At 59.7% G+C, this 16,369-nt stretch carries 10 protein-coding genes and 5 pseudogenes; all 15 read right to left on the bottom strand.

What is annotated here, in order from left to right; all coding sequences use genetic code 11:
• Window positions 1–1,136 (bottom strand): type I restriction endonuclease subunit R (locus tag GX515_09780; GenBank protein HHY33280.1); only part of this gene is annotated, 1,136 nt, incomplete at its 3' end.
• Complete coding sequence (locus GX515_09775; GenBank protein ID HHY33279.1) at window positions 1,133–2,605, bottom strand: hypothetical protein; 1,473 nt, start codon at window positions 2,603–2,605, stop codon at window positions 1,133–1,135. The genes GX515_09780 and GX515_09775, both read right to left, overlap by 4 nt.
• Window positions 2,602–3,518: pseudogene (locus GX515_09770) on the bottom strand (DUF4868 domain-containing protein). Before GX515_09770 ends, GX515_09775 begins: the two are co-directional and overlap by 4 nt.
• Window positions 3,515–4,066, bottom strand: a pseudogene (locus GX515_09765) (hypothetical protein). The pseudogenes GX515_09770 and GX515_09765 overlap by 4 nt, the downstream one beginning before the upstream one ends.
• Before the next feature lie 239 nt (window positions 4,067–4,305).
• Window positions 4,306–7,488 carry a DEAD/DEAH box helicase gene (locus tag GX515_09760; GenBank protein HHY33278.1) on the bottom strand — a complete coding sequence of 1,061 codons (3,183 nt, stop codon included), beginning with the start codon at window positions 7,486–7,488 and terminating at the stop codon, window positions 4,306–4,308.
• Complete coding sequence (locus GX515_09755) at window positions 7,485–8,279, bottom strand: hypothetical protein (protein HHY33277.1); 795 nt, start codon at window positions 8,277–8,279, stop codon at window positions 7,485–7,487. The genes GX515_09760 and GX515_09755 overlap by 4 nt, the downstream gene beginning before the upstream one ends.
• The gene (locus GX515_09750) at window positions 8,276–10,342 is read right to left on the bottom strand and encodes an SAM-dependent DNA methyltransferase (protein HHY33276.1); all 2,067 of its coding nucleotides are present in this window, start codon (window positions 10,340–10,342) and stop codon (window positions 8,276–8,278) included. The genes GX515_09755 and GX515_09750 overlap by 4 nt, the downstream gene beginning before the upstream one ends.
• Window positions 10,343–10,385: 43 nt before the next feature.
• Window positions 10,386–11,339: pseudogene (locus GX515_09745) on the bottom strand (SAM-dependent DNA methyltransferase).
• Window positions 11,340–11,699: 360 nt separating this feature from the next.
• A pseudogene (locus tag GX515_09740) lies at window positions 11,700–12,556 on the bottom strand (DUF1016 domain-containing protein).
• A gap of 121 nt (window positions 12,557–12,677) precedes the next feature.
• Window positions 12,678–12,848, bottom strand: a complete 171-nt coding sequence (locus GX515_09735) for a winged helix-turn-helix transcriptional regulator (protein ID HHY33275.1) — start codon at window positions 12,846–12,848, stop codon at window positions 12,678–12,680.
• A 296-nt stretch (window positions 12,849–13,144) separates the two neighbouring features.
• Window positions 13,145–13,375 (bottom strand): annotated as a pseudogene (locus GX515_09730) (SAM-dependent DNA methyltransferase).
• 304 nt (window positions 13,376–13,679) lie between these two features.
• Window positions 13,680–14,108, bottom strand: a complete 429-nt coding sequence (locus GX515_09725) for a type II toxin-antitoxin system VapC family toxin (GenBank protein ID HHY33274.1) — start codon at window positions 14,106–14,108, stop codon at window positions 13,680–13,682.
• Window positions 14,105–14,362, bottom strand: a complete 258-nt coding sequence (locus GX515_09720) for a hypothetical protein (GenBank protein ID HHY33273.1) — start codon at window positions 14,360–14,362, stop codon at window positions 14,105–14,107. The genes GX515_09725 and GX515_09720 overlap by 4 nt, the downstream gene beginning before the upstream one ends.
• A 466-nt stretch (window positions 14,363–14,828) precedes the next feature.
• Window positions 14,829–15,725 (bottom strand): hypothetical protein, encoded by an 897-nt coding sequence (locus tag GX515_09715; protein ID HHY33272.1) that lies wholly within the window; start codon window positions 15,723–15,725, stop codon window positions 14,829–14,831.
• Window positions 15,709–16,369, bottom strand: a 661-nt coding sequence (locus GX515_09710) for a hypothetical protein (protein ID HHY33271.1), incomplete at its 5' end; no start/stop codon positions are given. The genes GX515_09710 and GX515_09715, both read right to left, overlap by 17 nt.

Here is a 16,369-nt window from a genome sequence, read left to right as displayed (position 1 = left end):
CTCACCTGGGCAAACTGCTTGACCGTGTCCCGGATCTGCTGGTCCAGGATGCGCCGGTCGGTCACCACGATAATGGAATCGAAAACAGGCCTGCCGTCCCTCGCGAGACCGATCAGCTGGTGGGCCAGCCAGGCGATGGAGTTGGACTTGCCGCTGCCGGCGGAATGCTGGATGAGATACCGCCGGCCCACGCCGTGTGCAGCCGCGTGCGCCAAAAGTTTGCGCACCACGTCGAGTTGGTGATAGCGGGGGAAGATCTGCCGTCGCCGTTTCTTGCCGGTCTTGAGGTCTTTCTCCTCAACGAGTTGAGCGTAGTTTCCGAGGATGTCGGTCAGGCTCTCGCGGGTGAGTATCTCCCGCCACAGGTAATCGGTCTTGAGCCCCTGCGGGTTGGGAGGATTGCCCGCGCCGTCGTTCCATCCCTTGTTGAAAGGCAGAAACCACGACGCCTTGCCCTGAAGGTGGGTGCAGAACCACACCTCGTTGTCGTCAACCGCGAAGTGCGCCACGCAGCGGCCCAGCTCGAAGAGCTTTTCGCGCGGGTTGCGGTCGCGCCTGTACTGCTCGATGGCGTCATGCACCGTCTGTTTGGTGAGGTGGTTTTTGAGCTCGAAGGTGAAGACCGGCAGGCCGTTAATGAAGAGCACCAGGTCCAGCGATCGCTGCGTCTCGTCGCGGCTGTAGCGGAGCTGGCGCGTGACGGTGAAGCGGTTCTGCTCATAGAGCGCCCGCGCTTGCTCGTTTCCGGAGGAAGGCGTGCCGTAGAAGAGCTCAATGCGGTAAGGCCCGTGCTGGATGCCGCCTCTCAGCACATCCACTACTCCGCGCTTGCTCACCTCGCCCTGAAGACGCGCCAGAAACTTGCGCCGCGTGGGGCTGTCGTTATCCAGATCGAGCGCTTCGGCAACCTCCGGTTGCGTCGAACGCAGAAAGGCCGTAAGCTGAACCAGATCGACGCAGTACTCCCGGTCGTAATCGGCCGGATCGCCGGGGAGCCAACCCACACCGCCGTAGGGTGCCGGCGTCTCGGCAACGAACGCCGGAGTGCCGGCAGGTCGGGGGACGCAGTCGCTGCCAGTCAGCGCCCGGCAGATCAGAGTTTCGAGCCCGGCTTCGCTGGTGTCGGTTGGTTTCATGGTTCAACTTCCTCCTCAGAGAAAGTTTCTGCGGCGGCCTCATTATCTGCCGCCTCACCTTCCGCTGTCTCCTCTGTGTCCTCCAACTCATCTTCCTCCTCAGCCGGCTCCTCCGGCAACCGTGCCGCGACCTCGCGCACATCCACCTTGCCGGTGACCACATCGGCGATGAGGCGGGTGCGGCATTCGCGCAGAAGTTCGATTTCGCGGCGAGAAGCGGCAATGGCGGCGTCGATCTTGGCAGTCTGGGCGTCGAGGTACTCCACGATGGCGGATTGTTCGGGGAGGGGAGGAAGGGCGACGAGGGCAGCTCCGAGCTCTTCGGCATTTAGATGCGGTTGCGCCGATCTCATGCTAGCGACGGTCAATTGATCATCGCGCACATATGGCGTTAGCAAGACTGCCGCGAGAAAGCGTGGCGAAACCTTGAGAGCAGTCACCACCATGTCGTATCCGGCTACGGCACCATCGTAGGCTTCGGGCACTATTGCGGAATCTGCCGTGAAGGCGCCGCTTCTCACAACAATAATCTCCCCAGCGTGCAGAAAAGCACCTCTGTTCGACGGAACATCTGATGGATCAACATGGAGTAAGTCCTTCTCACAGATTGTCCCCCTGTTTATGTTCGTTGCTCTGAGCATCGGGATACCACCGTCCATTTCTTTCGGCGGCTGCCCAAGGCCGTAGCGAATTCGAGCGATGGTCTTGATCCGCCGCACATCCCAATGCTCCGGTACCTGGCCGAGCCACGGCACGCCGGAGTCTTTGTAGGCAGGGTAGGGCTTACCCGTACGGACGTCGATCTGGCCGGTGACGGCCTGGTGGATGAGGGTCTGCTTGTACTCCTCCAGCAGTTTGACCAGTTTCTGCTTGGCTCGAATGTACCGCCGAATCCGCCGGTCCATGTAATCGAGAAAGCGGACGATGGCGGTTTGTTCGGCGAGGGGTGGGAGTGGTATTAGGAAGTTGGCTATGAACTCTACTGGCACACGTTGTTGTCCCGCCGCCCCCGTCATCTCGTCGGCACCAAGCCGGCGAAACTCCGAAAGGGTAGTAACGCGATAAAGGTAAGGTGCGGTCACCGCTGCTGAGGGTCTGATCACGTGAAACTCCGTCGAACCAAACCCGACGCTCGTCGGTAGATTCTGGAGACAAGCGCCTTTCCCGTTCTCAAAGCACGGTGTGATTTTCGCGACGATAACGTCGCCGCGCCGAAAGTAGGTAAACCCGTTCCATAACGCGGAGATGGGCTGTACCTCCGATGCATCGAATCGTCCGTCCGATCCCACGCGTTCCATTGGTAGGAACACGGCGGGATCATTTCGCATTGCTAACGGAACTTCTGACTTGCTAGGGTTGAGCCGCGCGATTCGTTTTAGCCGCCGCGCCTCCCAATGCTCCGGCACCTGGCCGAGCCACGGCACGCCGGAGTCTTTGTAGGCGGGGTAGGGTTTGAGGTGTTGAATCATACTTGCTCTCCGTTCCCTCTCTGGATACGTTGTCGGCTCTGTGCTCGAAACTTTTCGGGTTGCCCGTCGATTAGTTCTAGTTCATAGCGTCGGCGATCTAGTACTTCTAAGAACCCGATAATATGTCGCTCGTCTACGCGTAGCATTCCACCTTCATCGAACACTTGGACCCCGGTGCGCAAACAAGCCTCTTTCAGGTTTTCTATGCTGATGTTTTGCGTTTCCTGTGTCGCTAAGATTGACGCTAAGTAACGAGCTGCCCGTACATGGCTGGCGGCGTAGGTTTGAATAGTACTAAAATCTATGAAACTGGGATTTTTTGCAGTGAGGCGAGGTTTCTTGGTACCGCGTCCATCACCGCCTGCTGCAGCTGGCATGCGAACTCAAAAGCTGCTGGCCTCAATATATGTATATGTACGCTGTCGATGAGCAGGTCGAAATCTGCATCCAGCTTGAATACCTTGTCTTCGATAATCTTCAAGACATCCGTGACCAGGCGGATCAGTGGTTTTCTGAGAACACCCTTGAACTGAGTTGCCCGGCGCAAAGCCGTCAATCGCCTACCTCGCGTATCGGTAAACCTTGCGAAGTAACAAAATACTAACGATGGATCGCTAAGGGCGTTAGTGTCTAGTGGAAGGTTATTTGCCTCGTGTAACTCACGCATAGAGGCTGCCAGGTTATCCATAAGCGGGAGAACAAGATACTCTTGGCTTGCATACTTTTCGCCTGGTTCATAACGCGCAGGTTCCATTGTGGACAATACCTGCCACGTTGCTTCTGCCATCTCTCGAAGAGCGTCCTGCACACTCACATCCACAGGAATACAGTGGAATGCTCGTTCTGCATTCATGTCGCGGCCTACACCAAACTCGACTGTTCGAAGGTCGCTTAAGTCAAAATCCAAAGTCATCTCTGCTCCTCCAAATGTACCGTGTCACTGATTCGGTAAGCAATTATCCTTTCTCCTTCCGAAACATGAACGCGCCGGGTAATCAGCACCCAACTCTGGCTCCCGCTGAGATTGCTACGGCCTACAGGTGGATACACCGTGAACACCCGAAACCCAAGGCTGGCAAACAGAATATTCATGTAATGCAGGTTTAAATGCCAAAAAAGAAAGACAATAACTCAGAGTGCTGTCATAGCAGCAGCAAAATCTCTCCACGAACTAAAATTAGCTGTATAAAACGGAAGTAGCATTGCAAAGAGCTACACGAGCAGATGGTCACGGTGGTCTTCAGCCCGTCCGGTAACCAACTCCCTTTTCTCTCCAAGCTTCTTCGCGGTTTGTATCCGCAACCAAAGAAAGGCGTTGGGTATAATTACCATCATCATACATAAGCCAGTGAACAAATCATCAGGAATCAATGAGTTACCCTGTATTGCCCAAAGAATAAACAGAGGTGCTATACTGCTCAGCACCAATATAAAACGCGCAAATTTCAACCCCTCGTTCATGGTGTGCTCCTCCCAAAATCTCCTCCAACAACCCTTCCGCTTCCTTCTGCACTGCCAGAAGATCCGCGCGGATTCCTTCCAGCGACCGCAGGGCCTTTGGCTTGTAGAAGTACCGGTTGAAGTTGATATCTCGCAGCCGATCTTGACGCTGGCCGGGTCGTACCAGGCGCCTGCCTGCCGGGTCCGCGGCACAGGCATGCTGGAGTGTGTGTCGGCTGGATAGGGTTTGAGGTTGGTGATCATGACTGCCCCTCGATGATCGACCAGATGCGATGGTAGCTCTTACCGCGCTCCCCTAGTGCCGCTTGCCATGTGTCGATATTTGAGGCGCGAAGCCTCGCCCGTATTTCGTTGAGGGGTTCGGAGCCCCTAATGCCAAGCGCTCGCGCGAGCGGGGCCGCGGCCATGCGCGGAACGCCCAGTAACCGTAGGGCCAGCGCTTCATCGGAGTTCACTCCGTAGTACACACGTGCCGGCAGGTTTCTCAGAGCTTTCCGCTCTTCCTCCGTCATGGTCTCAAGCGAATCACCCAGCGTAAGCGACTGCAACGCGGCAAGACCCCATGATGCAGTCTGCGTCAGGCGGCCGAATATGCTTTGGCAGCACCGAGTCATGGCATCAATCGGGTCGGTGCCAGCGCCTTTTTCACCGCCCTCCCTCGTGAAATATCCGGTCGCCATCTCGGTAAGCGGGCGACCCTGCACCCAATCGCAGATGATGCGCGCGAGGGTGTCGCCATCGGGCCTGGGTCCACCTGTCACCTCCTTGAGTTGTTCGCGGAGCTCCGGAACCTCGAGAAGGATACCCATCATTCGCCGCAGATCATCGCGGCGCGTGGTGAACAGGTCAGGGGTCCAGACCTCGCTCGTCACGCGCGCCTGGTTCAGGCGGACAAGGGTGTAGGCGACCGACTCCCACGAGAAGCCCGTCGCGTCGACGAGGTTCAACTGCTTACCCTTGATGCGTTCGGCGTAGTTGTAGACGCCCTGAACCAGCTTGTCCGCCCAGCCCTTGTGACTCTTGCGTAGCGCCTGGAAACCCAGGGTTCCGCGCAGCACCTGCTCCACCTCTGCAGCGAAGCGTTCATGGTTTCCAATCTGACGGTACGTGTGCGCTAAGTACTGCAGGAACGATGACCAGCCAGGCTGCCAAGCTAACGTCTGGAGTTGCAGAAGGCTCCCGCTCTCGGCGACCTGCTGCACCATCTCAATGAGTGTCGAATTGAGCGCTCCAACAGAACGACCGATAAACTCTTTGAGCTGCTCTGTCTTTGCGTCGTTATTTCCGGCGAGCACGATGATCCCGATATCTTCCTGGTCCACACGCCCAGCTCGTCCCGCGATATTCCAGAAATCCTCGGGCGGCATTTCCTGCCTATGCGGCGGATACGGATACGGATACTGATGACTTGCGAACACTACGCCTGATACAGGGAAGTTCACCCCCTGGGCAATGGTTGTCGTAGCGACGAGCACTCTCAGCTTGCCTTGCTCGGTGAGCCACTCGACGAGTGTACGGGTATCCTCGGAGAGTCCGGCGTGGTGGACGCCGATGCCAAACTCGAGCAAGGAGATGAGCGGGAAGTCCTGGCCCATCTCGTCAGCAAGGAACTGCCGGATGTGGGCAAGGTCCGGGTCAGCATCCGTTACCCGGTTCTCAGCGACCTTGAACGCATTGGCCACACCCCAACTGTTCCGAGGCGTGTCGACGAGCACGATCACCGTCCCACGACGCTGCAAAACCTGCGCGGTCGCGGCAGCAAGCTTCCCTGGCGAGCCAGACACATCGGACCAAGACAAACCAAGGGGCCTTTCGTCCCCAAGCTCCAGCGTCTCAGGTATGCTCAATGTGTTTCGGGTCGTGTGCTGTGTTTCGAGCCGAATCCCGAAGCCACCTTGCTTCTCACTTCGCACAGGACGAGCAATGGCGACGACGCGGTCGTTCGGACTCCACTCGATGCCTAACTCGATGCTCTTGTTGCTGTCGGGCGACAGCCAGCGGGCAATGTCCTGAGCGTTGGGGATGAACGGCGTGAGAAGTAGAAATTGCGCGTATCGGCATTCCCTGTTGATAGTGGCCAGTAAAAGTTCCAGCTTGAGGCCTCGGGCTTGTGACGCAAGTCCATGAGCCTCGTCCACTACAACCAGCGTCAGAGGCCGCCCAATCTTTTCCTCCCATCCTCCACGCACCAATAGATCGAGCTTCTCAGGCGTTGTAACGAGAATGCGGAACTGTCGTCCCTTGTCCCTGTCGGTAAGCATGTCCGCTTCAATTCCGTCAACCTCTAGGGCGGGGCTGACTTTTTCAACAATCACGCCCATCGGTGAAAAATCACGACGGAGGCGAATCGTAAGCTGATTCACCAGCGCTCTCGTTGGCGCAAGGTAGGCCACCCAGCCCCGCTCGTAGTCGAACTGGTTAAGTGCCTGCAGGATCCGGAACTCTGCAATAAACGTCTTGCCACTTGATGTGGGCAGGCTGACGACAACAGAGCGATGCCCGGAGCCCAAAAGGCCCTCTTCGCGAAGCGTGCGCCGCTGAGGTGGTAGCATTTCAAAAATCGGCTGTTTGCGGTCGCGTGAGACGACTGATTGTACAAACTTTGTCACTCGGCTGTTCACAGCACGCGTGACGGTCCAAATACTGTTGTCAACCATAGCCCGGGCAGTGCGAGCCAGCAGGCGGGCAAACGTCTCGCGCTCCATCAACTGGCCGTTCGCCGCCGTTGTGATGGCGCGATCGAACTGAGCCTCAAGCTGCTGGCGAACGTCGTAATGCCCTTCGACCGAGCCCTGGCAGAGATAGGTGCCCAAGATTTCCGCTGCCTTTGCAAGGTGGTACTGCGACATCAGCTCCCAGGCAGGACGTGCGTCCTTTCGGCGCTCAGCCTCCTCAAGGAACTCAGACTCTCGTTCGCGCTGCTTTGCTCGAAGCTTCGCAACGCCTGACTGCACGCCGTCGAGATCCTCCCAACCTTGTTTGCGCAGAAGCCTGATCCAGATATCAAAGACCGTTGCGCTGACTTCATCACCCCAGTTGGCCGAATCGTGGTAAAGGGATTGCGGATTAAATGTTGATAGCAACCTCCGAACATCAGGGTTCCGATCGCCCAGCACCCCCAGACAACCGATGCGGACCAATTCAGACGCCTTCTGTAGCGGCTTGTCTGGAAGCGGCAGCGCCCTCGCCACCTGGAACGCCTCAGCCCCGGCCGCACGCAGCGCGGCCGTGTCATCCGATTCCAACAGGTCAAAAACACGCAATTCCAGAGCATCCGAGATGAAGCGAAGCTTCCCGTCGGAGAGGCCCGTGTGGGCCTTGACACCGAGCGCCAGTGCGAGCCGGCGGCGGGCCGTTTCTTCGTGAGCCTCGCGCATTTTGTCAGCGCCAATCGAGTCAAGTATCCACGAACCGCCGTTCATGGCTCCTCCTCCTGCAATAGTTTTGACCAATCAGAGATGGAGACCGGCAGGTACCATGCAAAAAGTTTGGTTTTGGTCGGCTCAAGGAGTTTCTGCGAGAGCCACTTCCCGCGGCGTTGGAGGTCGTCCTCGTTGGGCGTCGTATCACGAAGGAGTACCCCGACGATCAGCAACTCCTTGCCCTCGGATGCGAGGAAACGCCCGACCGCCTGCTCATATAAAGTCCGAAAGGGCTCGCTCGTGCAACGGGCGTGGAGCCACTGAAGTAGCGTCCGCCGGATATCCAGGAGAGTCGCACAGTTTTCGAGCTGCCACGCCATCCCGCTGCCGCCGTTCATTACATTTGGTGGCGTATTTCGATCCGACGATGTTTTTACCTCACCGAATACGAGCAACACCACATCGTTGTATTTACAGAATCCCACGAGATCGGCTCCCGGCAGGCTAGCTCGAGGCGTACGCCGGTCTCGAACTGTGTTCCATGGCCAATGAATATCAAGTCCAGAGTCAGTCTTGAGGATGCATTCGGCTAAGGCTTCACCGATCTCCCAACCTTCTAACTCAGGAACTGCACGTAGTAAGCGCTCGACAAACTCAGTCGCCATGCCCGTGGTGGCCAGAGCCCGTAAGTCAGCCTCGAATCCCAAGTCCGAGTCGGACACCCGAGGCCTCACAACCTCGTGCAGGTATTTTGCGAAGCGCTCGGCATCGTCGATACGGCATCCACACCAGGAGACGTTGCCGTCACTCCCGGAGTAACAGGTGATTGAGCTGAGAGCACCACCCATCACTTGCCCGACCTCCAAATGACCTTCTCAAGTCCCTTGGTTCCGAGGCTCCCACCGATGATTTCCTCCAACAACCCCTCCGCCTCTTTCTCCACCGCCAGCAGATCCCGCCGGATCTGCTCCAGCGGCCGCAGGGCCTTTGGCTTGTAGAAGTAGCGGTTGAAGCTGACCCCGTAGCCGACCTTGACGCTTGCCGGGTCGTACCAGGCGTCGGGCGCATAGGGCAGCACTTCGCGGCGCAGGAAGGTCCCGATGGCCGTGCGCTGGTCTTCCGGGCTCGGCAGGTAGCCAGGTTCCTGGCAGGCCTGGCACTCGAGGAACGGGATCTGCTCGCTGTCGCGAAGCTCCATGTCAGGCTCGTATTCCACCACACGCGGCTTGCCACCGATGACAACATCAAAAAGCCCGCGTAAAGGATCAGGCGCCGTGCCAGGCTTGTGAATTTTCTTGATGACCGGAGGTGCATCGTCGGCACGCTCGGCCGTTTCCCGAAGCGCTTTGATCTCCTTGGGAGTGTAGGCGCGCTCGGGGTCGATACCTTTCAAGCGCAGGGGGCGCTCCACCGTCACCTTCCAGTAGCCGAAGGCGGCGTTGGGGAAGACCTTGGACTCTTCGGTCTCCTCGAATTTGAGGAAGGTATCAACAATGCGACGGATGTCCTCTTCGGACAGCTCGCAGTTCTTCTTGCCCAGGTTCTTGCGCAGGGGCTTGTACCACTGCGTGGCGTCGATGAGCTGCACGCGGCCTTTGCGGTGCTCGGGCTTCCTGTTCGTTAGCACCCAGACGTACGTGGCGATGTCGGTGTTGTAGAACATGTTGAGAGGCAAGGCGACGATGGCCTCGAGCCAGTCATTCTCGATGATCCAGCGACGAATGTTGCTCTCGCCCTGGCCGGCGTCCCCCGTAAACAGCGACGAGCCGTTGTGCACCTCGGCGATGCGACTGCCGAGCCGGGTGTCGTGCTTCATTTTGGAGAGCATGTTTACCAGGAACAGCATTTGTCCGTCGTTCGAGCGGGTGATGAGCGACAGCTCCTCGCCACGGTGCTGCACGACAAAGCGAGGATCCTTGATGTCAGTCTTGCCGCCCATGCGCTCGAGGTCGTTCTTCCAGCTCTTCCCATAGGGCGGGTTAGAGAGCATGAAGTCGAACTCGCGGTCGGGGAAAGCGTCGTTGGAGAGCGTCGAGTGCTCGGGACCGCCGACGATGTTGTCGGCGGCGTCGCCCTCGCCCTTGAGCAGCAGGTCAGCTTTGCAGATGGCGTAGGTTTCGGCGTTGATCTCTTGGCCGAAAAGATGCACCGAGATCTGTTTGCCGCGTTCTCTCGCCAGCTGCAACAGGGTTTCCTCGGCCACCGTGAGCATTCCGCCGGTGCCGCAGGCACCGTCGTAGAGCAGGTAGGTGCCGGATTCGATCTGGTCGGCGATCGGCTCAAAGATCAGGCGGGCCATCAGCCTCACGGCGTCGCGCGGGGTCCAGTGCTCGCCGGCTTCTTCGTTGTTTTCCTCGTTGAAGCGGCGCACCAGCTCCTCGAAGATGGTGCCCATGGCATGATTGTCGAGGCCGGGCAGCCGGACGGTGCCGTCGCTGTTGAACACAGGGTAAGGACTTAGGTTGATGGACGGGTCGAGGAACTTCTCGATGAGCGTGCCCAGGGCGTCGGCTTTGGCCAGGCGGGGGATTTGGTTGCGGAACTCGAAGTTATCGATGATCTCCTGCACGTTGGGTGAGAAGCCATCGAGGTAGGCGCGAAAATCCGCCTCCAGTTGCTGGCGGCTGGCACACGCCTTGAGGTCGCGCAGGGTGAACTTCGAGGTGTTGTAAAACGCCTGTCCGGCCGCCTTACGCAGGGCGGCATCCTGATTCGCGATGCCCGCCTTGTCTAGTGAGACCTTCATATCGAGCACCGCCTGCTTGGTGGGCTCCAGCACCGCATCCAGTCGGCGGATAACGGTCATCGGGAGAATGACATCGCGGTACTTGCCGCGCACATAAAGATCGCGCAGTACGTCGTCGGCGATACCCCAGATGAAATTCGTGATCCAGGTGAGTTGGCCATTTTCCATGTCAAACCTTCCTCCAAAAAGGTCGCATACGTCGCATACTTTCTAGTGACGGCGAGCCGTACTTCCAACGCTTGTCCTCGCGCAGAAGCTCCCCGCAACAGTCGCCCATGTTGAAGGGCCGGTTTGCCAGGATAAAGTCGGCCTTGAGGTCGGGGAAGTGGTCGTTGTGGAAGGTGTCGCCCTGCGCGATCTGGCCTTCAATGCCGCGGATGGCCAGGTTCATTTTTGCCAGGCGCCACGTCGTGTAGTTCAGCTCCTGGCCGTAGATGCTGATGTCCCCGCGGGCTCCGCCACCGTTGCCGTTACCAGTGGCGTGGGCTTCGATGAACTCAACCGACTGGACGAACATGCCGGAGGATCCGCAACAGGGGTCGTAGACGCGCCCCTTGTAGGGTTCGAGCATCTCGACCAAGAGGCGGACGACGCAGCGGGGCGTGTAGAACTCGCCGCCCTTCTTGCCCTCGGCACTGGCAAACTGGGCGAGGAAGCATTCGTAGACCCGACCGAGGACATCCTTGGAACGGCTCTCCGCGTCGCCCACCTGGATGTTGCTCACGAGGTCGATGAGCTGGCCGAGCCGCCGCTTGTCGAGCGCCGGGCGGGCATACTCCTTGGGCAGCACGCCCTTGAGCACGGGTTTGTTGCGTTCGATGGCGCGCATCGCGTCGTCCACCAGTTGTCCGATCGTGGGTTGCTTCGCCCGCGCTTTGAGGTACACCCAGCGCGCCTCGGGTGGCACCCAGAAGATGTTGACCGCCCGGTACTCGTCCGGGTCCTCGGGGTCGGCGCTCTCAGCACGCTCGGCCTCGAGGCGGGCGCGCTGCTCTTCGAAGGCGTCGGAGATGTACTTAAGGAAGATGAGGCCGAGCACGACGTGCTTGTACTCCGCCGCGTCCATGCTGCCGCGCAGGGCGTTGGCCATGCGCGAAAGCTCCGCCTCGTAGCCGACCGTAGCGGTACCGTTTGGGTGGCTCGAGTTCTTCTTTGCTCTTGGCATAGGCCCCCTCGCTCTGGATTGCTGGTTGTACTGGGAAAGAGCGGTCGGATCAAACACGAACCAGTCTTCTTCCTGGGGCATTATTCGCTGAAGTGTTGCTAATTCCTGCCGGACCTGGAAGTCGCGGGTGACCCGCAGTGGGGGACCGCGGTTGCGCTGCTCCTGGTGGGGCGCCGGGCGCGGAGCCGAGGTAGGTGTTGGACCAAGCTAGTCAACCGCCTAGTACTACTTTCTACTTTGTTACATATGCAACTCCTGGCAGTCCCGCTGCCCAAACTGCTATCCGGACCCTTCAAACGTGGGGCGGCCGGGCGCAAGGCCACGCAAAATGGCGTTTGGCTGCCCATGTGCAAAGTAGTGTTAGGTCCGCCCCCAATCCCGCGGTGCTCCCGGTTGCGTCCGCAACTTTGGAGCGTCGGCGACGTCAGCGAGCTGCGCGACTACCCCAAAATCGCCTGCCTCCATCGCCTTCAGGTCCATTTCCGATTGCTCCGCCGTGAGCAGGCTGCTCTTGAGGTGTTCGGGCAGGGCTTTGGCGAGCTCGTATTCAGTCACGCTCGTCAGTTTGTGCACATCGCGCAGGGCGTACTCCACAATGACGCGGCTTCTGGTCTTGCACAGCAAAATGCCAAGGGTGGCGTTGTCCTGTGGATGACTCAGCAGGTCGTCCGCCGCGGAGAGGTAGAAGTCCAGCTTGCCTACGTATTCGGGTTTGAATTCGGTCGTCTTCAGCTCGACCAGCACAAAGCAGCGGAGCTTCACGCGTGGTAGAACAAGAGGTCGACGTAGAAGTCTTCGCCGCCGATCTTCAGATGATAATTGCCGCCGACGAAGGCGAAGCCTGCACCCAATTCGAGCATGAAATTCTTCAGGTGCTCCAGCAATCCTTTGTGTAGGTCGCGTTCGACGGCGTCGTCTGTGGTTAGGAAGCCGAGGTTGTAGGGGTCTTTAAGGATGTACTGTGCCAATTCGGATTGGGGCGCGGCCAGGGTCATGTCGGGGAACTCTTGGCGCAGGTCCTCGGCGAATCGGTCGATGACTCTTGTGCCCCAGCCTTCCTTTGCCTGATGCTGCAGGATTGCTTGCCCGATCTGCCAATGGAGGGGCACGAGTTCGCGCTTGACCATCAGCGCGACGCGGACCCTCGCGGTGCGTATGCGCTGCTTCAAGTCTTCGAACAGTTCCTGATAGGCCTCGGAAAGCATTCCACCCGCCATACCTCAGCTCTTCCAGATTTCGAGCGAGCGCTTCATCTAGCCGCGCGGCGTCGGCCCACTGCGGGAGCAAGCATCGCGGCTATATTTGCGCGCGGTAATGCAATAACAGCGCGCGGTTATCCTATACGCGGCGCTCATACCAGGCTCCTTTCTTGGTTCCGTGTCGTGCGAGCTGCCCTTCTTCGGTCAGCCGCGTGAGTAGCCGATAGGCTTGATCTGGCGACAACCGGCACAGCTCTGCCGCCTCCCTGCGAGTGATCCGGCCGTGCTTTGCTACGTATTGCAGCAGCATCTGCTCTTGCTGCAGGGGTTCGAAGCCGTGCTGCCGCACGTAGGCGGCCTTTGCGCCGGGCCGTATCCGTGCGTCCGGCTTCGTGGCGCGGGCGCGCACCCGTGATGCGGCCGTCGTCTTCGACTCCGATCAACAACCAGGCGGCCTGCGAGCTGGGACGGCTGGCTAGGCACGCCACTGCTTCAACCAAGTCGTGGTCTGAGAGGGGAGCCCTCTCTTCACCCTTGAACTCCACGTCCAGGGTCTCGCCACCCGCGATCAGATTGCGCAAGACTTCAGGCGTCATGGCTCCTCCTTCAAAACCCCAGGTGGGCGAGGATGCGGGCGATGGCCTCGCCCAGCGTTCGCGCCTGCGCGGTCCGTTCACGCAGGTGGGCCACGAGCCGCCGCATCTTCTCCTCGAACGGCTCGCCATCGTCCTCCCGTACCTCCCCGCTGACATAGCGGCCTGGGGTGAGCACGCAGCCGTGCCTGCGAATCTCCTCGATAGTTGCCCACTTGCAGAAGCCGGGCACGTCCTGGTACTCGTCCGGACCCTCAGGGTCGGCACCCCGGGCGTGCTCCGCCTCGATCCGGGCGTGCTTCCTCTCCCGTTGTAGGGTTATTCGGTAGGCCACTTCTGATTCCTGCTCGGGCTGGAGGACGCGGAGGACCTGCAGTGGCGGGGGACTGCGGTTGCACCGCCGCTGGCGGGGCGCGAGGTATGGAGCCAAGGTAGGTGTTGGATCAAGCCAGGCAACAGCCCAGGTTCGCCCGCGATTCTCCTATGCTCCCGGTTGCGTCCGCAACGTTCGAGCGTTGGCGATGCCGCGACGCCGGCGCGCTGCCCGACTACTTCGCCACCGCCCGCAAGTCGGACCGCTGCACCCACTCCACCGTGTCAAACGCAGCGTCTGCGGTGATTATTCGGGTTATGCTGTGGCTTTTCATGACAGCGAGGTGAATGAGATCCCGCGGGCTCAGGTTATTATTAGATGAGCCCGCGAACTGCCTCGCAAGCATCACGTCTGCCTCTGTTACTGGCAACACCCTGTCTTTCATTATCGCAGCAAAGGAATCGAACACCGCAAGCCCCGTGGCTTTCTCGCCGATGGCGAAGTAGCGGTACAGGATTTCCTGGAGCACCTCGGAGTCGGTGACAGCATCGATGTGCCCACTAACGATCCCCCGGATGGTGTCGCGGGCTGCCTCGCGGCAGGGATGGGGACGCCCGGCTGCGTACATCGGCACGTTCGTATCGATAAAGACTGGCGCTGTCATTCCCCGACACGCCCCTTCTCGATCTCGCGCTTCATCTCGAGCCAGTCGGCCACCGGGGCCTCAAGCTCAAAGAGCTTTTCCATGGCTCGCTGCTTCTCCGGGTCGACCGCACGGCCTTCCGTTCCATACTGTCTCTCCAGCGCTTCCCGGACGAGCTGGCCCATTGACACGCCCCGGACATACGCCTGTTCCCTCAGCAACCGATATGTGCCCGGACGCAAGCGGACTTCCAGCCTTTCTGTGTACTCGCTCATGTCGCTGCGCAAGCCAGACGGTGCTATAGGCCGGTATCACGACGGTCTGGCAGCCTTGCTCGCCTCCCTGGAAAACTGTGGACAACCGTGGCATTGACAGGCTTCACCGGCATTACGGTATTACGGTTTCGGTACCATTATTCCACGCCTTATTCCGGCTGTCAAGGGTGAGTACAGGGTCACGAGCGCAGGAAGTCAGGTGCATGCAACCATTTTGGTATGCTGGTTCCACCACCTCTGCTCCGACAGTGGCACGTCATGTTGCGTCTTATAGCTACCCAACCCCCAGATTGAAAGATACGCCTGCACCTGACGGCGCGGGGGCACCCCGGTGAGTACAGCTCGCGAAGAGCTGTCACCTTACCATAGTTTCGGACTTGGTTACCTATGGCGAGTGAGTCGCCTACCACTTGCGGCCTCGCCCCGGCGGCCTCCCGCTGCTCTGCCCCGGTGTCTTAACTGACACTTACATTCTCACGGTCACGAGGTTCCCGGATTCGTAGCGGCGGAGACCCCAGTTGAAGACGGCGCGCGCGGCGACCGCCAGGACCAGGGTCGCGGCGACGAGCGCCGCGAAGAAGCCCGGGTGGAAACGGCGCAGGACGTGCACCGGAACCGAACTGATGAACCCAGCCGGGATCAACGTGAAGAGGACCACCCTCGCGGCACCCTGGAAGATCGTGGTTGGGTAGGACGCAAAGTGGACGAGCGTCATCTGAAGCTGCTCCGAGAGCCCCTGGGAGCTTCCGATGAAGAACGCAAGCGAATTCACGAGCACGAAGAAGCTGACGAAGAAGACGGCGACGATGAGCACCGACAGCACGTAAAGGGCGAGACGGCCCGGGGTGGCGCCGCCGAAAGCCAGGAAGACCAGGATGCCGAAGGCGACGTCGCCCCATGCTGACGTGCTCATGCGGCTTACGAGGGTGTGTAGAAGCACGTCCCTGGGGAGCACCAGGTAGTAATCGAGGTCGCCCCCGAGGATGATGCCCGAAAGGCTCAGCGCGTTTCCGAACAGCCCCGTGGCCACGCCGAAGGACGTGGCCAGCACTGCCCACAGCACCACCACATCCTCGCGCTGCCACGACCCGAGCACCGGGAACTTCGTGAAGTACAACCACCAGAACGCAAGCCAGATGCCGTCGTTCAGGAACATCCCGAAGACCTGCGAGATGAAGCTCGCTCTGTACTCCATGGCAGCCTGGAGGTTGAGTCGAGCATACGCGGCTATGAGCTGCATGTCTGCGGAGAGGCCCGCCTTTGCAGGTTCGGCCGCAGTGCCAGATGCGCCCTTGGTGGCCCGTTCGACGCCAGCGGGGCGATCGCGGTTGTCCCCTTTGTCCACCTTATCCGCCGTTGACATCGAGGCGCCTCCTTCCAAGGCGGAATACGCAGGACAGCACGCAGCCCGTCACGGCGACCCAGGCGACCTGGCGCATCAGGATGGTAAACGGCTGCGAGCTTGCGAAGTCAGCAAACATCCTGGCTGGCGCGTAGACCACCTGGTTCATCGGCAGCGCCGCGGCCACCATGCGCAACGCTGCCGGAAAGAGGTCGAGAGGCAGGAGGGTCCCGCCCAGGATCAGCGCGAGGCAGTTGTAAATGAGCCCGAACGGGGCAGTATCCTCGACCCAGAAGGCCAGAAGGCCGATGGCCGCTGTCGTGATGTAATCCACGGTGAGGCCCAGCAGCACGGACGCGGTCACGAACGGCACGGCCTCCAGCGGCACGCTGATGGGTCCTACCATGAGAAGGGCCGCCGCGCCCCCAACAAGAAGGTTGGCTCCGACCTTGACTACGGACTCCCCGAGGAAGGCCGCATAGTGGAAGATGAGATAGTTCACGGGCTTGTTGAGGGAGTACGCGATCTGTCCGGACCGGACCTCCTCGTCCATCTTGCGCCAGTAGCGGACCCTTCCGGTGATGATGCTCTCCGTTATGACGAGATACCAGATCATCTGCGCCACGGAAAACCCCGCGATGGTCGGGCGGCCGGTCACCGAGTAG

Source organism: Bacillota bacterium, assembly GCA_012842395.1.
Classification (GTDB): domain Bacteria; phylum Bacillota; class SHA-98; order UBA4971; family UBA4971; genus UBA6256.
This window is presented reverse-complemented; position numbering and strand designations above follow the sequence as displayed.